The sequence below is a fragment of the Pantoea sp. EKM20T genome, from assembly GCF_011800485.1.
Taxonomy (GTDB): domain Bacteria; phylum Pseudomonadota; class Gammaproteobacteria; order Enterobacterales; family Enterobacteriaceae; genus Pantoea; species Pantoea agglomerans.
Window position 1 is genome coordinate 153,169 of sequence record NZ_JAALFW010000011.1, and the last position, 18,970, is coordinate 172,138.

At 44.8% G+C, this 18,970-nt stretch carries 18 protein-coding genes; 7 read left to right on the top strand and 11 right to left on the bottom strand.

The features are described from left to right. The first annotated feature begins 25 nt into the window (after positions 1-25). From HFD94_RS18140 to HFD94_RS18150, 3 genes are all read left to right on the top strand, one after another. Positions 26-946, top strand: a complete 921-nt coding sequence (locus tag HFD94_RS18140) for a substrate-binding domain-containing protein (protein ID WP_122889920.1) — start codon at positions 26-28, stop codon at positions 944-946. Positions 947-1,146: 200 nt separating this feature from the next. Continuing rightward, a complete protein-coding gene (locus HFD94_RS18145) occupies positions 1,147-1,980 on the top strand; it encodes a winged helix-turn-helix domain-containing protein (RefSeq protein WP_050680286.1) in 834 nt (277 codons plus the stop codon). Continuing rightward, the gene (locus HFD94_RS18150) at positions 1,977-2,474 is read left to right on the top strand and encodes a FidL-like protein (protein WP_022624196.1); all 498 of its coding nucleotides are present in this window, start codon (positions 1,977-1,979) and stop codon (positions 2,472-2,474) included. The genes HFD94_RS18145 and HFD94_RS18150 overlap by 4 nt, the downstream gene beginning before the upstream one ends. Before the next feature lie 112 nt (positions 2,475-2,586). Here the strand turns inward: HFD94_RS18150 and HFD94_RS18155 are convergent, their stop codons facing one another. The 11 genes from HFD94_RS18155 to HFD94_RS18205 form a co-directional block, all read right to left on the bottom strand. After that, positions 2,587-3,021, bottom strand: coding sequence for a DcrB-related protein (locus tag HFD94_RS18155; RefSeq protein WP_010256796.1), 435 nt, complete (start codon positions 3,019-3,021; stop codon positions 2,587-2,589). Continuing rightward, on the bottom strand, positions 3,014-5,197 hold the full coding sequence (locus HFD94_RS18160) for a peptidase domain-containing ABC transporter (protein WP_072123950.1): 2,184 nt from the start codon (positions 5,195-5,197) through the stop codon (positions 3,014-3,016). The genes HFD94_RS18155 and HFD94_RS18160 overlap by 8 nt, the downstream gene beginning before the upstream one ends. A 16-nt stretch (positions 5,198-5,213) precedes the next feature. Then, positions 5,214-6,473: an HlyD family secretion protein gene (locus HFD94_RS18165; RefSeq protein WP_022624194.1), complete on the bottom strand. Its 1,260-nt coding sequence runs from the start codon at positions 6,471-6,473 to the stop codon at positions 5,214-5,216. 25 nt (positions 6,474-6,498) lie between these two features. Next, positions 6,499-7,821 carry a TolC family outer membrane protein gene (locus HFD94_RS18170; RefSeq protein ID WP_010256785.1) on the bottom strand — a complete coding sequence of 441 codons (1,323 nt, stop codon included), beginning with the start codon at positions 7,819-7,821 and terminating at the stop codon, positions 6,499-6,501. A gap of 34 nt (positions 7,822-7,855) precedes the next feature. Further along, a complete protein-coding gene (locus tag HFD94_RS18175; protein WP_157354283.1) occupies positions 7,856-8,518 on the bottom strand; it encodes a response regulator transcription factor in 663 nt (220 codons plus the stop codon). Positions 8,519-8,577: 59 nt separating this feature from the next. Next, a complete protein-coding gene (locus HFD94_RS18180; protein WP_010256778.1) occupies positions 8,578-9,633 on the bottom strand; it encodes a fimbrial protein in 1,056 nt (351 codons plus the stop codon). 12 nt (positions 9,634-9,645) lie between these two features. Continuing rightward, positions 9,646-12,237, bottom strand: coding sequence for a fimbria/pilus outer membrane usher protein (locus tag HFD94_RS18185; RefSeq protein ID WP_167433361.1), 2,592 nt, complete (start codon positions 12,235-12,237; stop codon positions 9,646-9,648). 25 nt (positions 12,238-12,262) lie between these two features. Further along, positions 12,263-13,000: a molecular chaperone gene (locus HFD94_RS18190; protein WP_022624192.1), complete on the bottom strand. Its 738-nt coding sequence runs from the start codon at positions 12,998-13,000 to the stop codon at positions 12,263-12,265. Between the two features lie 62 nt (positions 13,001-13,062). Continuing rightward, a complete protein-coding gene (locus tag HFD94_RS18195) occupies positions 13,063-13,593 on the bottom strand; it encodes a fimbrial protein (protein ID WP_010256772.1) in 531 nt (176 codons plus the stop codon). Positions 13,594-13,687: 94 nt separating this feature from the next. After that, a complete protein-coding gene (locus HFD94_RS18200; protein ID WP_122889924.1) occupies positions 13,688-13,909 on the bottom strand; it encodes a hypothetical protein in 222 nt (73 codons plus the stop codon). A 9-nt stretch (positions 13,910-13,918) separates the two neighbouring features. Further along, on the bottom strand, positions 13,919-14,236 hold the full coding sequence (locus HFD94_RS18205; protein WP_010256762.1) for a hypothetical protein: 318 nt from the start codon (positions 14,234-14,236) through the stop codon (positions 13,919-13,921). A gap of 1,025 nt (positions 14,237-15,261) precedes the next feature. On the opposite strand from HFD94_RS18205, the gene HFD94_RS18210 reads away from it, so the two are divergent. The 4 genes from HFD94_RS18210 to HFD94_RS18225 form a co-directional block, all read left to right on the top strand. After that, positions 15,262-15,852 carry a helix-turn-helix domain-containing protein gene (locus HFD94_RS18210; RefSeq protein WP_033759834.1) on the top strand — a complete coding sequence of 197 codons (591 nt, stop codon included), beginning with the start codon at positions 15,262-15,264 and terminating at the stop codon, positions 15,850-15,852. Positions 15,853-15,897: 45 nt separating this feature from the next. Next, the gene (locus HFD94_RS18215; RefSeq protein WP_010256756.1) at positions 15,898-16,533 is read left to right on the top strand and encodes a LuxR family transcriptional regulator; all 636 of its coding nucleotides are present in this window, start codon (positions 15,898-15,900) and stop codon (positions 16,531-16,533) included. Between the two features lie 140 nt (positions 16,534-16,673). Further along, complete coding sequence (locus tag HFD94_RS18220; RefSeq protein ID WP_163641623.1) at positions 16,674-17,393, top strand: hypothetical protein; 720 nt, start codon at positions 16,674-16,676, stop codon at positions 17,391-17,393. Between the two features lie 213 nt (positions 17,394-17,606). Then, positions 17,607-18,970: Ig-like domain-containing protein (locus HFD94_RS18225; protein WP_243234794.1), on the top strand; the 1,364-nt coding region annotated here is incomplete at its 3' end.

Below are 18,970 nucleotides of genomic sequence, written 5' to 3' on the forward strand. Positions count from 1 at the left end.
ATAATAAACCCTACAGGATTACGCGATGAAAACCAAAATGTTAGCACTGCTGCTCAGCCTGATGATCAGCGTTACCGCCTGGGCTAAAACACCTAAAATCGGTGTCGCACTGGCTAATTTCGATCTTAACTTCGTATCGATTCTGCGGACGCAGATGGTGGGTGAGATAAAAGCGCTGAAAATGGATGGGCAGTTCGTCGATGCCAAAGGGGATGTAGCTCTTCAGGTACAGCAGGTTGAAGATTTTATCAATCAGGGCGTGGATGCCATTATTCTCAACCCGGTCGATACACAGGGCGTACTGCCGATGGTGAAAGCGGCAGAAGCGGCGGGCATTCCGCTGGTGTTTGTTAACCGTAAACCGGAAGTGAAATTACCGTCCAGTATGGCCTATGTCGGTTCTGACTCTGCCCTGGGGGGTGAGATGCAGATGGAAGCGCTGGCAAAACAGATGAACTATCGGGGCAATGTCGCCATTTTAATGGGCGCATTATCAAATGAAGAAGCGCGGGAACGGACGCGTGCTGTTGAAGCGGTGATCGCTAAATATAAGCAAATGGCGGTAATCGAAAAACAGACTGCACGCTGGCAGCGTAATGAAGCGGTAGACGTAGTTTCGGGCTGGCTGCTTAATCAGCGACCGATCGAAGCAATCGCCGCCAATAATGATGAAATGGCTATCGGGGCGATTATGGCGCTGAATCAGGCGAAAAACAGCCACATTCTGGTTGCCGGGATCGATGGCACGCCAGATGGTCAGCAGTTCGTCAAAAATGGAAAGATGACGCTGACTATCTTCCAGGATGCGAAAGGGCAGGCGACGGGCGCTGTGAAAGTCGTGAAAGCGTTACTGGATAAACAGAAAGTCGAATCACTGAACTGGATACCCTATAAAACCATTACACAAAGTAATTATGCGGAGTTTGCTGCCGCTAATCAGCCATAAAAATCGCCGCTAACCTTATGATTATTTGTCGTTTCTTAAATTATTAACCAGCTGCCGGGCAGGGACGCACTCTGCCCGGCCCGTTCTGCTGGCTAGTCTGTAAAAATTTCCTTAATCGCCTGATTAACGCGTCTGTAGTGCTTCTTCGTATAAGCTGAATTATACTGTCGATAAATGAGCGGAAATTCAGTGATTTCTTAATGATTTACATAATCGATGATCAGGTTTCTTATAATTCTGATGACTGCACGCTTAGCCACATTCCTACTCAGGAGTCGCTGAGCCTCAGTATTTCTTCAGGTCGGCTTTTTGAGCAGTTACTGAATTCCGGGGGAGAAATACTGGCGCGTGATACGTTGCTGACCGAGGTCTGGGATAAATATGGCCTGCGTGGATCGAATAGTAATCTGAATCAATATCTGAGTATTGTGCGCAGGGCACTCGCGGCTTATGGCTGTGAAAATCTGATTATCACCATCCCGAAAATTGGTATACGCCTGAATACCGATATTAAAATTGAACGTCAATCAGCCCCGGTCATGGGGGTGACGGAAGTTTTAACTGATGACATATCGGAAGGAAGTATAACTGAAGGGTCTGCTGAAAACGTTGTCCTGCCTGCCACTCCGCCTGGTAATCAGCTGCCAGCTACGTCCGTTAACGTCACCCGGCGATACTGGTTTGCTTCTGTTGCTCTGATAGTGCTGGGCATGGTGCTCTGGTATTTCACGGTATCTCGTCCTGACGAGCAAATTATTCCAATGAGTGCCATTAAACTTGAAGGTGGCTGCGAAGCAGTATTATTGCAGGGTCTGGATGAGGTTGAACGACAGGCATTGGGTAAGCAAATAGTGCAAATTCTAAGGGAAAATAATCAAACCTGCGATGCGGGTCACCGGATTATTTTTGATAAAAACACCTCTTTTACTACTAAGAATTTCGGAAGAACAATTCTTTCATCGTGTAAAATTAATAGCGATGGTCATATCATCTCATGCGACAATTTTTATTATCTTGACTGGAGAATGGGATGAAGCGGAGCATTGGTATTAATATTATCTTCATGCTGGCTGCGCTATTAATGGTGACTTTTGCAGGGGTTTATTACTTAACACATCAGGCCAAAGATTTTCCTTTTCGATGCTCAGCGTTTAGCCGTTACGATCTCAGTCGTAATGATGATAAACGAATTGAGTTCGCTGTTGCCCAGGATTTACGTTTTGATAAAAAGGATTCAGGCTATCTGTTGCTGAATGGGCAGGCAACGAGCAATGACGGTGTTACTATTCTTAACAGAAGGGTTGCATTAATCAATGGCGCTAAAATTTCCGATGATACTTACCGGTATCAGATCAGCAAAGTTGTCACTTCGAATACTGATACTACCCCTGATGTCATCTTTAATAAGTTGTTAGCAGAGATCACGCTGGATCCAACGCATCTGCAGTTGGATGTCGATAAGATTGATAAAAATACCTATATTATCGGTGGGCCGATCTCCTATCTCTTTACCTGCCAGCGTTACTAAGCTCTGTAAACGGCTAATTTAGCGGTGTTCAGAATGCATGAAACCGGGAAGGGTTTATCCTGCCCGGTTTTTCTTTTAACGTTATGTCGTCAGGCTTTGCTGAGGAAAAGTATCAGGGCCAGCTCTGGAAACTCTTCAGGATATTATTAAACAGCTGAATTTCTTCATCGGTCAGGGGGGCAGCCTTTGACAAAGAGAAAATTAATACATCCTCCAGGTTTAAGGTGAAAATCGCCTGCTTTTGATAAAGCCGGATATTATCCGGGCGCAGAAAATCATAAGTAATCATGATGCCTGTGCTCAGATTATCGCCCAACACCACGGGTTGATTTGCCTGCTGCTGCCAGTCTTTCATTTGTCTCTGCAGAATAGCAAGCTGACTGCTGATATATTCTTCTGGATTGTTGTGATTGGCCAGTTTATCACGAGAAATAGTGACGGGTGGCATCGCTGAACGGGGATCCGCCAGCGTGTTCAGGGTTCGCTCGCAGTAGCCTTCCGGTAAAGTAATCATACCTTCGCTAAACCGGCAAATATTTTTATCCATGTGTAATCTCCATTTCTTTAGTTTTTTCTGTCTGGCCAAATAACTGCTCTGCGGTAACTTCACTGAGCGTACCGTTATTTAACAGGACGATTTTATCTGCACTTCTTATGGTTTCCGGGCGATGTGCAATCATGATTCGGGTGATTTTCATTTGCTTTATTGCATTGTTGATCTGTGCTTCGTTATAGATATCCAGATGACTGGTTGCTTCGTCCAGTACCAGTATTTTTGGTTCGCGGTAGAGGGCGCGAGCTAGCAGAATACGCTGCAGCTGCCCGCCAGAGAGAAACGATCCCATATCACCGACAAGGCTTTGATAGTTCATCGGCATTTTCATGATATCGCCGTGAATTTGCGCCAGGCGTGCTACACGGGTAATTTTTGCGTGGTCAGGATTATTATCAAAGAAGCTAATATTTTCACTGATCGAGCCTGAGAACAGGATGTCATCCTGCATAACACAGCCGATGCGGTTACGATGGTGTTCAAGTCCTGTCTGGGTAATGTCCATTCCGCCCACGGTGATTGTTCCACCTTCCGGGTGCAGCAGACCCAGAATGATTTTGGCCATGGTGGTCTTTCCCTGACCTGAAGGGCCGACAATCGCAACGCTTTCGCCAGCCTTAATTTCCAGACTGGCACCATTTACTACCCAGGGTTCGGTAGGTGCATAGCGGAAGCGGATATCCGTTAGTTTGATATCCTGCGACGTTTCTGTCTCATCATGCGTATCTTTACTCACCAGTACCGGACTGGCTTCTGAGCTGACTTCAGTTTCTGACAACACGATATCGGCCAGTCGTTCACCATGCATACGCAGCATTCTGAAGTCGATTACGGCGTTGATCAGACCTGCACCGCGGCTCATAAACTGATCGGAGAAGCTAATAAAGGCGGTAAGCATACCTGCAGAGAAGTTGCCATCCAGTACTTGCAGCGCAGCCAGCCAGACCAGTACGACCCTGCCTACAGAAGTGAGCAATCCCTGGGCGGAACCAAACAAAATGTTAAGCTTCTGAATCACAATGCCTTTGTTGGTCGTATCCACCAGGAAATTCATATAGGCGGAGAGACGAGGCACCTGCTTGTTATTGGTTTTTACCGCCTGGATACCGCGAAGCGTTTCCAGTAAAGAAGATTGCGTGCGGGCTGAACTGATGATTTGCTCTTCATTGGCGCGGCGAACAGGATCATAAGCCATGAAGCGTAACAGTGCATAGGCGACAAAAAGGCCAATTACCAGCCAGGCAAGCTTAGCGTTATAGATAAACAGCATCACTACTGTCACGATCGACATTACCCCATCCAGCACAGTACTAATGAAGCGGCTGGTCAGCGTACTTTGGATGGTGTTTAGCGAGCCATAGCGGGACAGAATGTCACCAACGTGACGGGATTCGAACCATTCAAGTGGCAGCTTTAACATATGGTGACAGACATTGACCGTCCACTGCACGCTGAGCTGGCTTGAGAACCAGCTCATCACCCATGAGCGCAGCGCTGTAATCATGGTCTGAAACAACGCAATCATGATAAAGCCGATCCCGAGCAAGGAGAGTAGCGAGTAATCTGCGGAGACCAGCACCATATCCATCACCCACTGCATAAAGAAGGGGGAGAGTACGCCGAAAAGCTCCAGAGCGATGGACAGGATAAGCACCTGGGCAAAGGCAGATTTCACCCCTGTCACACTGCCCACCAGCTTCATCATCGAGATGCTTTCTTTTTCTTTTTTGACCTCAAAAGTGGAGGAGGGAACCAGCTCCAGTGCAACGCCGGTGAACGCCGGTGATGCTTCTTTAAATGTCAGTTCCCGAATGCCGCGTGCAGGATCGTGAAGCGTGATCTTATTGCCGCGCACTTTTTTTAGCACAACGAAATGGTTCAATTCCCAGTGCAGAATGCAGGGCATGCGTAATTTAGACAGCTCTTCCATATCAACGCGTAACGCACGGGAACTCATATTGAGTTGTTGTGCCATGGCAATGACATCACTAAGTGTTGCACCCTTAAGCGACGTTGCGAACCTGCGACGCAGGGTGATCATGTCGATTTCATGACCGTGATAATTGGCAATCATCCCCAGACAAGCAAGACCACATTCCGTCGCCTGTGACTGACGAATCATCGGCAGGCGGTTAAACCATTTAAAATTGAGTTTCTCTAATAACAACACAGAACAGACCTTTTAATCAGAGAGAGATTTTGTGTCCAAGCGCAAAAATTGGCTCCAGCACCCATTCATAAAGACGACGTTTGTCGACGATAAAATCGGCATCCAGCGCCATACCCGGCTTGAGTTTTTCATTCTGCGCATAAGCAGTAATTGATTGTTTGTCCAGGGAGACCAGCACGCGGTACTGCTGTTCCTGAATATTGTTTTTGCCGGTTAACGTAGTGACTTCCTGAGGAGACAGAGCGGTGCGTGAAACCTCGATAACTTTTCCATACTGTTGACCAAACTTTTGATAAGGAAACGCTTTATAGCGCAGCACCACCCGCTGTCCCGGTTGGATAAAACCAATGGACTGCGTGTTTACCATGATGCGGGCGACCAGTTCAGTATTGCTTGGCAAAACTGCTATGGCTGACTGACCGGCGGTGAGCATCTGTCCATTTTTGACCATAATCATGCCGACATACCCGCTTTTAGGCGCACGTAATTCAAACGAGCGGCGCGCTTCATTTTCAGCCATCGACTGACGGTTATCAGCCAGTTGGCGCTCGATATCGTTACGCTTTTTCTCGTCATCCAGCGGTTTTTCATGCAGCTGTTGCTCGGTCTGAACAATTTTTTGCGAGATGTCCAACAGCTGACGTTGATATTCCTGGTAGCGCGCCTGGCTATCGAGCAGATTAGACTCCTGCTCTTCCATCTGACGGCTTGAGGCATACCCTTCGTTGTGCATGGCTTCCAGCTTGTCCAACTGCATTTTCGCCAGGGAAACCTGTTTCCGACGGTGTGTCAATTGCAGCTTCAGCTGCTCCTGTTGCAGTTTCAGGCTGGCGATAGTGTCGGTCAGGCCCTTCATTTCAACCTGATGAAGCTTTTCAAGCGTCACCAGATCCTGTTGAAGCCTTTCACGCTGGCCTTTCAGATTCTCGGCAATAACCTGACGAGTCTGACCTAACTGCGTTGAAACCTCTGATGACAACACCATCAGCACATCGTCTTTTTCAACATGCTGGCCCTCTTTTACCGGAATATCGACCACCGTAGCGCTTACGGGGGGCGGAATGATCAGCATGCCATTTTTAGGCAGCAGTTCTCCGGTAGAGGATTCATATTTTGTATAACTGCCAAATATAAAAAACAGCGCTGTCGCGGCAGTGATCAGCACTACAACGGAAATAACTAACCAGCGATAAGGTGGGCAATAGAGTGCCACAATGCCCAGGTTTCCACGGTTGGCTGCATCAAGTGCCTCCTGACGGAATAGTGACTGTTCCATTTATATAATCATCATGAGTAAGGGATTAACGGCACTGAAAAAAATTCAGCATGTCGATTGATAGTGATCCGGTACTTTGTGCCAGATTAATGAGGGCGTTCAGGTAATTGAAGCGAGCTTCAGCCTGATCTTTAAGCGCACTAAAATATTTTTGCTGGGCATCAAGCTCATCATTTACCGTACGGAAACCCATTTCCCGGCCATATTGAACAGACACCACTTTTTCGCGTGAAGACTCGACGGCATTTTTCTGCGCGTTGATTAACGCTTTTCCATTCGTAAGACTAAGCCATGCTGAACGTGTATCTGTAGCCGCTTTGCGTTGTGCTTCCATGGTGGAATATTTCGCTGCCTGACGGCGATAGGCTGCTTCATAAGATTGTGAAATCTGGCTGCCACCCGCGAATAATGGAATAGAAACGTTAACGCCATACTGCAGATTATTACTTTTAGAGTTAGTGCCAAAAATAGCATCATAAAGTAAATTATCGTCGTTATCGTTACGGCTCCAGTTTTTGCCATATCTGGCGTAAAGTGACACGACAGGCATATGTGCGCCATCTGCAGCCAATACATCAGCATCGGCCTGATCATTCTGAAACAGGGCAATTTTGATTTCAGTGTTACGTTGCTGGCTGGCATTAATCGCATCAGTTAAAGAAGCGTAGGGCGAAGCGTTAAGGCACTGAAAGTTTACCGGCTCGACAGTGTCCGGGCTGACACCCGATAAGCGACGAAATGCTTCTCCAGCCAGCAATAACTGACTACTCGCCTCTATTTCTTTGGCCTGAGCAAGAGCGTAATTGGCCTTAGCTTCATCCAGCTCTGTACGAGTGTTTTGTCCATTCAGAATACCGGCCTGCAGTTTTTGCTGTTGTTGTTTGAAGTTGTGACTGGCAGCTTTCGCAGCCTGTAAAACTTCCTGCTGATAGAGCACCGAAAAGTAGGCATTACTGATCGCATTTAATAACTTTTCTTCAGCTTTTTTTGACTGGGCTTCAGCGGTATTGGCAATAGCAACGCCTTTACGCCAGCCAGCATATTTACTCATATCAAACAGGGGTTGTCTGACACTGAGATCGTAACTGTGATTTGTTACACCACTTTGATATTTTTTATCCGGCTGTTCCTGACGATCCCAGTTTCCTTCGAGCGTCAATGTGGGCAACATTCCGGCCATACCCTGCCAGTATTTTTGCTGATCGGCTTCACTGGTCATCTGGCTGGATTGCAATGCAGAGTCATAGGTTAATGCGGCACGGGCAGCCTGCTGTAAGCTGGTTGCATAAGATCCAAATGGCACGCAGGACAGTACAATAAATGCAATTTTAAAATTATAAAATTTCATGATGCTCGCTGTTTCTTAAAAATTAAGCCCGAAATTAAATGAGTTGCTGGGCAAAGACATATTTAATCAAATCAGTATTAGACTGCAGCTGAAGTTTACGCATGGCGTTATATTTCTGCGTTGCAACCGTACTGATACTACGTTTACGTGCTTTAGCTATCTCCATTAAACTGTACCCGATAGCAAAAAGCCTGATTACTTCAACTTCTGCGGGTGATAAAAGAGTCTGTGCGGGCTCATCTGAAGCAGATTGCGCCAGATCTTTCATCTTTTCTGAATAAAATATTTCAGAATTCGATGAGCAAACCCAGTGCAAAGCTTCTACCAGATCCCGTATATCATCACGTTTGCTCACTATTGCATTTACCGGAATTTGCAATATTCTTTTCAAAATGGCCGGGCTATTCTGTGCCGTAAAGATAATGATTTTAAGGTTAGCATTATGGTTGTAAATTTCTTCTAGCTTTCTAACGCCGTTCAAATCATTACGTTCAAAGTTAAAGCAAAAATCAGTAATTAATATATCAGGAGGATCGCTATTCAGTTTTACAAAAAGATTTTCTGCTTCTACCGGGTATGCTGCAATGTCCAGGTTGTGAAATCCGGTTGAGAGTATTTTTTGTATTGAATAAAAAATAAAAGGACTCTCATCAGAGACACCAACTTTAAACCTCCTTCCTTTTAATGGCCTATCCACTGATAAAATCCTTTCTCAGTTTATAAAGTCTGGTAAAGGGCTCCGAAGAGCCCATATGGTTACTGATAACTAATGGTATAGGTAGCAACTGCGTTAGCACTACCAGGGGTTATTGTGGCAGCAGTCTGGTAATAACGTGCATATAAGGGCACTGTTATCAATGCTGACGACAGTGGATAAGCTGCAACTCTGTATGGTGCTGCCAGTGCAACAGGTTGCTGACTTTCATTCAGAATCTGAACACCCACTCCGCTGGCAGTTGAGGTCGAGTTCAGAGAAACTACGCCGACATCCGATAGCCCATCAGCCGCATCCCCATCCAACTGCATCATAACGTCAAAGGTACCTGAAAGAAGTGCCTCACAGTTAAGCTGAAGATTAAAAGCGGTAGATGGGCTGGTTTGTCCAATACCGGAACCCAACCCACTGCTGGTATTCGCTGTGTAACTCCCTAATGACACCCTCGGGTTAACATCGCCTGCTGCTGAGCAGGTTTGATCCCTCACAGTGATGCCGCTTTTAATATATCTGACATAAAGTTTCAGGTCATTTCCTGGTACCAATGAGCCTACATCAAATACGTTGACATAGTCCGGAAGCAAATTGGGGCCAGCCATCGAGTTTGACGTCCGCACAATCTGAAAAGGCACATTCAATGTGACATCAGTATAAGCACCGACTGTACCGCCACTGGTTAACGCGTAAGTAGCGATCTTGTTGCCGGTAGGAATATTGGCAGCGTCGGTGGACATTTCACCACCGTAACCGGTATAAATGGTTAAGCCATAACCGAGTGCATCTTCAGCAATTGTTTTACGCTTTAAGTACACTTCTCCCGTTAAACCATCAAAAAACTGTTGCAGATTATCCAGGGCACATTTGAACGTGACTGTTAAATTGCCACTATAAACGACCGTGCCCACCGGAACAGCTGCCGAAATATTTATCCCCAGTGAGCGGAAATCTAATACCGCATCAGAAAGAGATTTTTTGCACGTCAGTGTGACATCATCTGCCGCGTTCGCATTAATTGGTGCTAGCATGACGAAACCAGATACCATAATCATGATGCTGACTATTCTGGTCAGTGTCCTTCTAAAGTTAATAAACATCATAATGTCACCCGATTAACCCTGATTATCTTTGTTCATTTCGCCGTTAGACACGTAGCGAACAGGTTTTGATTGATCGCTGCTGCATGTTGTTGTGAGCCTTGCAAGGGTGTTGTTTTCACTGGAATTAACAATACCGGACTCCAGGTTAACCAGACACTTATCACTGGCTGCTTTACCCCAGGAAATATGCAGGCGGCTGACATCTTTATTTAACCTCACATAAATCTGACCACCCTGTGAAACAGTGGTGATAAGGTTACCGTCTTCATCATTAACCGTTGCACCAAATGGCAAGGCATTTCCGTTCGGCTGATTAGCCCGAATTAACAGTGGCTTTCCTTTGCTGGTTTTATAATCAAGTCTGACGACTGCACCCTCAACAGGAATAACGCGCTGCTGAGTTGATTCAAGCTCAACATCCAGTGGAATTCCTTTTGGGTCGATGGCCAGTTCGTTTATCCGGTACGGGTTAAGGTTTGGCACAATAGCTTTGCCGCTGCCGTTTAACACAATATTGGGATAGCCGAGTACACGCGCGCCCTCTGCATCTTCTGCGGTAACAACAGCATAAGTCGTAGACTGATAAGCGCTGAAATTAATGCTATCAGGTAAAGCGACTACCGCACCGCTGATACCACCCGAGGCAGTATAATAGTTTTCCCCTTTAGTATAAGACGCCGTCAGCATACTGTAGGGCGAACGGTACTGCCCACTAACTGAACCGGACTTCTCATTATCAGTATCGCGCGCTATTCCAACGTTATAGTTATATTGGTCATGTTCACCCAGAACACCATTAACTGCTGTTTGTGCATTCACACCTTGTTTATTATGTGTCGCACTTCCGGTTACATAACTTTGACTATCGCTGCCAATTGGCACCGAGAAGTCGAGTGACAGTTGAGTGTCATGCCCGCCGGTTGAATATAATAATCGGTTTGCTGATAAAGTATAGGAGACCCGACCAATTGTATTATTGTAACCCAGCTGAAATTGCGTATTTGTTCCGGCAGAATCCCAGTAATTCTGAACAAAACCAGTAAGATAGATATTCCCATATGACTCCCCAAAATTTTGGCTTGCCGTCATAGAAAAACGTTGTTTGGGGCGCGAAAGATAATTTGACGAACTGTTTTTATGATTTTTTTTATAATAGTTATTGATTTGTAATGCATTATCAAAACTGTAATAACCGGATGATGAGAAGCGGTAAGCCGCCAGAGTAAAATTCGTGTTAGTCTGAGAAACCTTCTTACTATAAGTTGCCCGATAACTTACACCTTGCTTTTTCTCATCACCATATTTTGTCTGAGCCCCAGTAATATCCAGTGAGATCGCACCAACAGGTAAACCAAATGCACCTCCCAACAGCACAGAGGTGTAGTTATCTGATCCCAGAATACCTGAGTAACCGGTCAGACTATTGCTAAAACCATGCTGAATAGTGCCCTGATAGACCGAAGGTGTATAAACCATATTGTCTTTTCGGGATACACCACCGGTCAGACTATAAAAAGTCATGCCCGGACGTTTCAGACGCGTCATCGCTGCGTAAGGAACTGAGAAACGGGTCTCACCGCCGTCAGCTTCTTTCACGGTCACGTCTAAATCACCACCGTAGCCTGTAGGATAAAGATCGGTGATATTAAAAGGGCCTGGTGAAACCGTCGTTTCATAAATTTTGTTGCCATTTTGCGATACAGTTACCTGAGCGTTGGTTCGGGCTACGCCGCGGATTTCTGGTGCATAGCCTCGCTGAGAGTCTGGCCACATCTGGTCAACTGTAGATATTTGCGCACCACGAAAAGAAAGCGTATCGAAAATTTCGCCACTGGTATTGCCTTCACCTAATAACAGCCGTGATTTTATTTGCGGAATATCACGCTGGACATAGGTATTAATTGCATCGTAATGATGATACTCGTTGTTTTTTTGACGTTGCCAGCTGAGAGAACCATCGTGACGGAACATCCATCCGCCAAGGTTAAAACCCGCCAGTGCACGGCCATAAAATGAGTCATATGGCTGACCGTGATTTACAGAGCGATAATAGTTGGTGTTATAGGTTAGCGTAAGTGCTGTTTCACCCTTATCCCAGAATTCTGGCGCAACGTAGCCGCGCGCAGATCGCAACAGATAAATTTGCGGAATTGAGATATCCATCTGCATATCGGCAGAATTGATAGCTGCATGACTCTCTTTAACTACCTCCTCCAGCGCCATACACTGTTTACCAGAGCGCAAATCTTCAGCTTGTCCCGGGCTAAAAACTGTGTCCTTAAGTGACAAGCTTTTGACCAGATCATAGGAAAGGCACGCTTTGGTACCCGCCCCTTCACGAATGACCTGAACATTTTCCCGACCAATCTGACGACCATTCAGGAAAATATCCAGCGTATAAGTACCAGGATCAATAGGGTTACCGGTTGCATAGCGGGCCACATCAACTTTAACGCCCGGTAAATTCTTCACAAATGATTCGTCAAAATCATACGAATTTTCTGCAAATGCGGCGCCTGTTGATGCAGTTAAAAAAAGCGCCAGAAAAGATCGGTAAAATATTTTTGCCGTTGGTTTATTATTTTTAATCATCCTTGCCATCATTATTACCCCTGATGAGTTACCAAAGTTACTGACTAATTTTGGCGTCTACATTGCGTGCAGCGCCATAATCATCCAGATATTGATAATGAAAGTTTGTTTTTATTTGATTTGCGTTCAATCCTTTTAGGTAGAAGCTTTTTGTTTCGCCTGGTGCAAGCATATCTCCCTTTTCACTGACTACTTTTCGCCCCGCGTTATCCTCGGCATTGATCTGTGAAACGTTGACGTAAAACGAAGAGTTATTGGTTGCTGTCAGCTGATTCGCTTTCTCCCCTTGATGCCAGATAAGACCCGACGCTGCTTCTGTGGCTTGCATCGCATCGAACCGGGCTGGGCGAAAGAAAATTTTGATGCGACTACGAATAGCCATTTGCAACTGATTTTGATTCGCAAGGCTTTTATCGCGAGGAGGGATGTCGAGTACGTTAAGCCAGAATACCGACTCTTTATCTTTGGGCAGGTTTGAACCGGTATAAACGATACGTAATGTCTGTCCTTTGTTAGCCTCCATACGGAAAACAGGCGGTAGCAAGACAAACGGTACGTTTATTTTATCCAGTGCTTCATCAGGATTTCCATTGTCAATCCAGGCCTGTACCAGCGCAGGTTGATTGCCATGGTTATCTAAGCGGACTGTGACTTCTTTTTCTGTTGCGGGGTAGATTACCCGGGTGCCGATAATCGTCACGCTGGCAAAAGCCGATGAGGTCACCGTAAAAGCCAGCAGACAGGAGATCAAAAATTTAAAACTTTTTTTTTTCATGATTTTGACAGAAATGATGATAGAGGAAGAGAGGTGGGAACAGATGCTCCCACCATAATCAATTACAGGTAATTGATTGAATAGTTCACAGCTGATAAGACGGTACCAGCAGTAGCTGCACCAGTTGCATAGTACTGAGCAGAATAGGTCAGAGTACCTGCACCAGCAGTCAGAGCGACAGTTTTTGGAGAGGTGGTCTGCTCAGTGCTACCCGCGTTCAACACGCCATTTCCGCTATCCAGCAGCTGCAGGTCAACATTCGTTGCAGTACCAGTATTGGTCAAACGACCATCAGCATTGACGTTGGCACCTTGTTCAAAGTAAGCGTACACGTCACCAGTCGTAGCTGAGCAATTGCTCAGCGCCATAGTGAAGCGAGTGTTACCTGCAGTCTGACCAGATGTGCTTAAAATACTACTTGCTACTTTAGGCAGTGTAACGGTTGCAGTGCTGCCGCCGCCGTTTACGCTTACAGTACAAGTCTGAGACGCAATATTTCCTGTGAAGTTAATGGTGCCATCTGAAGCTTCAGCAGCATTAACGTGAGCAGCAGCCAGCATCAGACCAAGAGCAACCATAGATAACTTTTTCATATACTTTCCTTTGTATAAAATAATTAATAACATCAATTAATGAACGATTTAATAATCGTTCACTTCCCTGGAGGATTCATTCCTCACAAGAGAATTAGAAAATCAGCAATCCAAATACGACTGCTGCTGCGACACCAACAATACCCATGCCAAAGGCAGACCCACTAACCGGGTTCGCTGCTGGAATGGAGTCTGGGCGCGTCCATTCAGTTTTCTCTACTGAGCTTGCGCCTAGCTGCTTAAAGAAATCCAGGATCACCGAAGTTAATGAACCACCGCTAACGCCTTCGATTTCTTTATTGTTCAATTCACGCATGTTGTTTCCTTAAGCTGTAATTACAGATGCATTAGGATCAAACTGGTTTTCAACGACCGCGTTAAACCAGCCTGCCGTGCTATCCCAGCCATTCATAGCACCATATAAAGCACCATCAACAAGACCAAGGACTGCGCCGACAATCAGACCTACACCGGCAGAGACAATACCAACGCCTAACACGCCACCGGTGCTTCCGCCACTCATTCCCCATTTAAGACCAAAAGAACTAATACCCGTAACGGCACCGACAACTACAGCACCAATAAAGTCAAAAAAACCTGCTCCTGAAACGTTTTGCATTTCAAAAGATGTTAACTCTCTCATCGATATCTCCATGTATCATTTTTTCAATATTATTATTTATGCCGCTTCTAGCGAACGGCGCTATTAGAATGGGTGGTCGTAAAAAATGAAATAGTAAAACATCCATAATTCTTCTTTTGTTATCGTAAGCAAGGATATGGCTATTATGTTTTTACACAATATTAACTACTGTGGGTATTCTGGAATTTTTTGAGCGTACATTATTCTTATGCGTGATTTAACCATTAACAGCACTGCTTATGCCTGATGCTTAAAATTATCTGGCATCCGGAAAGCGCATGCCATGAACGCGGTTCAGTGAAACTGATTCATCTATGAATAAGCTTGTGTATAAAGCCATGAGTTAATGATTTCACTTGCCTGAATGTGAAGTCATTTGAGAAGTGGAATTAAAAAGGGAAAAATCCCATTTGCCAGTTTATGGTGATTTAATCTAAGTAAATTATATTTATCAGGATAAAAAACTAAATACATAAAGATAATCAATTTAAGTATCTGTTTAATGGGTGCCGTGGTTTAATTCCTTCCATGCAATGCTGCCTGACAGCGTAACTTTAGTAAGGAGCATTAACATTGATGCCAATTTGATTTGTTTCTTTTCAGCCATGCTGGAAAATTGAGAGAGGTGTTTAAATACGTGATTTTAAAATAGCATGCTCATAACATCATCTTTCAAATGGTAATGGGAAATTCTTTTTTTAGGAAAAAAGTTATAACACTGCCCGTAAGGTGCTACAAAGTAGATTTATGTGCTAACTAAACAGCATTTGAATGGTGTAAGATCTGGTTATTGTTTCTTTTATTAGCCTGAATGTCTTTATTTATTTGTATTTGCGGTTTTGAATTTTGTTGGGTCGGTTTTATTATAGTGGAACCGATAAAGACTATTTTTAACTGCCCGAGTTATGGAGGCGAGCTCAGGTAAGCGAGTACACCAGGCGAAAGAGAAAGAGACTATAAAAAACTGATTTTACGAATTGTTGCTAATCACTGACCAATACGTCAGTTAGATTGAGTTAATTAATATGTATAGAGTGACTGAAAATCATGAACGGATCATCGATGCATTAGCAGGATTTACGCAGATTGCTAATCCAGATGAAATTTCAAGAGGCAAGCGCCGTTATCATTTGACTAAAGATAATGTACGTCGCGTTATGTTCATTCTTGACGGCGATTTTTTACTTAAACTTAAAGGCGAGAATAAGGTTTTGAATATCTTATCCGCTCCGTTTGTTGTCGGCGTCACTCCAGCTTTAGACGAGCCGCCAGTCTATCTGGAACGAGTCGATTATGGAAAAGTCAGTTTCATTGACTATGACGTGTTCTGGCGATTGGTTTTTGAGAAAGATCTTTTTAATGACGCAATGTCTATTTTATCAGGACAGTATTCTGATCTGATGAATTACATTCAGTTACCAAAAAGTAACTCATATGATGAAGTTATTTCTTTGATTGAAAGATGGAAAAAACTGCCGACTCATTTAAAGAAACGATTTTCAGCACTATATCTTATTGAAAATAGTTCTCATTTATCAAAAAGTTCCATTTGCAGAGTGCTCAAGGAACTAAAAGAGAAAGGCGAATTGGTACTGATTAACGGTAAGTTCACCTGAATATAATATTTGTCATCGTGAATTTTGTGATGCTGAAGGGAAAAAATGGATGTTAATGTGGTTTGTACGGATGACAATTACTTCTTCAGACTGGGCATATCAAAGGTAATTGAGGAGGCACTGCTGTCTGATGCAGAAGTAAAATTTTTATCAGGTTTTGATAGTCATAACCTGCGGCAGGCTGACTTCATCCTGATCAATGTTTCGCAATGGCGTCTTTATATGTGTCAACCCGCTTATCGCGAGCGAAAGCCTGGCAGTATCATATTGGTATTTACCGATGATTTCGGAGAGAAAATTAAAAACCCGTTACCATTTTGTTATCAATCTTTGCTTGAAGTGTCAAAAAGGGATTCGGTACGTTTAATAACTGAGAAAATAACCAAGGCCTGGTTAAACACTCAGGGAAGAGTTATGGGATATCTGCCTTCAGACTGTTTACGGTGCGAATTTGCACGTATCACCGTGGTGCAACTTCAGGTGCTTAGTTTTTTGAAGAAAGGATACAGTGTAATCCAGACAGCAAAAAGGTTAGATTTGTCAGTTAAAACAATCTATGCACATAAATATAATGTGATGAGAAAGTTCGCTCTGAAAGGAGATAAAGAATTTAATGCATTTATCAATGATGTCTCGTTGCTTGAACTTTACAAAGGAGTTATCAATGTAAATGAGATTTAACGTTGTCCAGAGGCGTAGGCTCACCCTTCTGCGCTGTTTAAATTTCCCATTTTTTATTTTTTAAGGAGTTGTCAGCTCCTGTTCAACATCGGATATAAGGTGTTTTAAATATAAAGGTTAAGCACCTTAAGGAGAGTTATATGGAAAATAATTCACGTTTAACATGCAAAGCATCGAATAATCCCTTTAAATTTATGCAGGGAGCAATGCTGAGTATGGTTTTATTACTTACAGGCTACCTGTACTGCAATTATGTCGAGGCGGCGCCATCGCAGAACGTTCCTGCGCCATCGTTGTTTAAAGAGGTCAACAATGACAAGGCGCCGGAGCAGATACGCGACCCGCGTGCGCACATTATTGTCTACCGTATTGATGAAAAAAATCCTGCCGCATCAAAACGCGTCGTTAACGTATTTGTTAATAATCAATACTATACGAGCGTAATGTCAGGTGATAGAGGGACTGAAATTAGTGTGTGTCCTGGCCAGAAAAAACTGGACGTTATGTTCAGCCAGCATGATTTTGTCCAGCCAGCAAAAATTGAAGTATCCACACCAGAGCTGAAATCAGGTGAGCGCTATTACTATCAGTTAGCGGTAAATGATCAGCAGAAAATCACGGCGCGTCTGGTGCCTGCAAAGGAAGCTGAATCTGTTTTAACCAGTCTCAAAGCACAATCACGTACGTTATCGCGTGTAGTAAATGAACGTTCTTGTTCTGAAGCGGGCGAGTCAAAACTGTTGAATCACCCGGTGGCTTCTTCACTATTAAATTCTGACAGTAGTCATGCTCAGAGCAATGCTATGAAGATAGCTGATAAAAGCAGTAACGCTCAGGGCGCTGCATACTCACTGCATTGATGCAATCTGGCACCATATTTTTTATTAATCAGTTCTGATAATGCCGTTCACTGACTCCAGAATCAAGAGTTGTGCTGGAAGCAATGTCAGGATTGCAGATTATCTCGTCATAAAATCACGGTTATTCTAAGTATATGAATATAGAGATTAAGGGTTTGTGAAAGCCTTATTTCTATTGAATTTAATCAATCCTCGTTAATTAAGAAGGTTGTTATGTTGAAAGTGAACTTGCGTGGTGTGAAGGGTATTATCTCTTCATACACTGTTGATACAAAATCTGAAAATCCTACAACGATCAAAGTTCCGCATCAGGGTGCATTAAATATAGAACTGATCGATAGCGCTACAGGACATGCTCCGCAAATGGTTGTAACCAAGCGCGTTGGCAATAATCTGCAGCTTTTCTTTAGCCAGGATGATTCTCAGCATCCTGATATTGTGCTGGAAGATTATTATGATAATGAAAACGTTCATCTGATTGGGCTGGGCGAAAACGGTCAATTTTATGAATATGTGCCGACTTCCGGCGATGTCGCTGAATATCCGCCAGCTTTAACTGAAGGTCATAGCGGTGAACAGGTATTAGGCGGTGAAGGATATGCCAGTGCCGATCCGCTGACTGCCAGTGACAACAATTTTGGTTGGTTGCCCTTTATGCTGCTGGGCGGCGCGGCAGGCGGCGTTGCTATTGGTGCGTCCGGGCGTGGTAGCAGTGGCCATGACTCTTCCGCTAAGAGTGTATCGGTGACACTTGATCCTGTTGCGGACAGTGATAATGATGGTCGTCCAGAGTTTTCCGGAACATCGAATAGCCCTGACTCACAGGTTGTCATTCAACTGCCTGATGGCACCCAGATCACGACCCAGACGGACAGTGAAGGTAACTGGTATGTGGAAGCACCGACTTCACAACCAAATGGCACCGTCACTGTTACGGTAACTGATAGTGCGGGCAATAGCGGTAGCCTGACTGAAGAGTTTACTGACACCTCTTCGCCAGAAGCGGCGGTTATAAATAGCAATGATGATGAACAAATCTCAGGTAAAGCAGAACCTGGTTCAACTGTGGTTATTTCCGATGGCAGTACCGGTGAAACCACCACGGTTGTAGTTGATGAAAATGGTGACTGGAGTATCCAGCCTAACCCTGTCAATGAAGGGGATACCGACGTAACTATCGTGGTCGTCGATCCTGCGGGTAATGTCTCTCCGCCGTCCAACGGTTCCCGACCGGACATAACTCCTCCAGATAACATCAACTCCGGCATTGTCAGTGACTCAGTCACCCTGACGGACGACGTCGGTGCGATCACCGGCGAAATTGCCAGCGGCTCGGTCACCGACGACGCGCGGCCGACTCTTTCCGGCGACGCAACCACCGACATCGATCACGTCAACATCTATGACAACGGCGAGCTCGTCGGCAGCGCAGCGGTGGACGCAGACGGCAAGTGGAGCTGGACGCCGGAGCAGGATATGGCGGACGGCACCTCTCACGACCTGACGGTTGCGGCGGTGGACGCGGCGGGCAACGAAGGCCCGCAGGCAGACGGCGACTGGAGCTTTACCGTTGACAC

Bases quoted from the DNA above. Each gene is read 5' to 3' on its own strand.
- HFD94_RS18210 (WP_033759834.1), top strand. From the start codon at position 15,262: ATGTATAGAGTGACTGAAAATCATGAACGGATCATCGATGCATTAGCA.
- HFD94_RS18165 (WP_022624194.1), bottom strand. From the start codon at position 6,473: ATGGAACAGTCACTATTCCGTCAGGAGGCACTTGATGCAGCCAACCGT.
- HFD94_RS18195 (WP_010256772.1), bottom strand. From the start codon at position 13,593: ATGAAAAAGTTATCTATGGTTGCTCTTGGTCTGATGCTGGCTGCTGCT.
- HFD94_RS18190 (WP_022624192.1), bottom strand. From the start codon at position 13,000: ATGAAAAAAAAAAGTTTTAAATTTTTGATCTCCTGTCTGCTGGCTTTT.
- HFD94_RS18170 (WP_010256785.1), bottom strand. From the start codon at position 7,821: ATGAAATTTTATAATTTTAAAATTGCATTTATTGTACTGTCCTGCGTG.
- HFD94_RS18185 (WP_167433361.1), bottom strand. From the start codon at position 12,237: ATGATGGCAAGGATGATTAAAAATAATAAACCAACGGCAAAAATATTT.
- HFD94_RS18180 (WP_010256778.1), bottom strand. From the start codon at position 9,633: ATGATGTTTATTAACTTTAGAAGGACACTGACCAGAATAGTCAGCATC.
- HFD94_RS18220 (WP_163641623.1), top strand. From the start codon at position 16,674: ATGGAAAATAATTCACGTTTAACATGCAAAGCATCGAATAATCCCTTT.
- HFD94_RS18150 (WP_022624196.1), top strand. From the start codon at position 1,977: ATGAAGCGGAGCATTGGTATTAATATTATCTTCATGCTGGCTGCGCTA.
- HFD94_RS18140 (WP_122889920.1), top strand. From the start codon at position 26: ATGAAAACCAAAATGTTAGCACTGCTGCTCAGCCTGATGATCAGCGTT.
- HFD94_RS18200 (WP_122889924.1), bottom strand. From the start codon at position 13,909: ATGCGTGAATTGAACAATAAAGAAATCGAAGGCGTTAGCGGTGGTTCA.
- HFD94_RS18145 (WP_050680286.1), top strand. From the start codon at position 1,147: ATGATTTACATAATCGATGATCAGGTTTCTTATAATTCTGATGACTGC.
- HFD94_RS18155 (WP_010256796.1), bottom strand. From the start codon at position 3,021: ATGGATAAAAATATTTGCCGGTTTAGCGAAGGTATGATTACTTTACCG.
- HFD94_RS18215 (WP_010256756.1), top strand. From the start codon at position 15,898: ATGGATGTTAATGTGGTTTGTACGGATGACAATTACTTCTTCAGACTG.
- HFD94_RS18205 (WP_010256762.1), bottom strand. From the start codon at position 14,236: ATGAGAGAGTTAACATCTTTTGAAATGCAAAACGTTTCAGGAGCAGGT.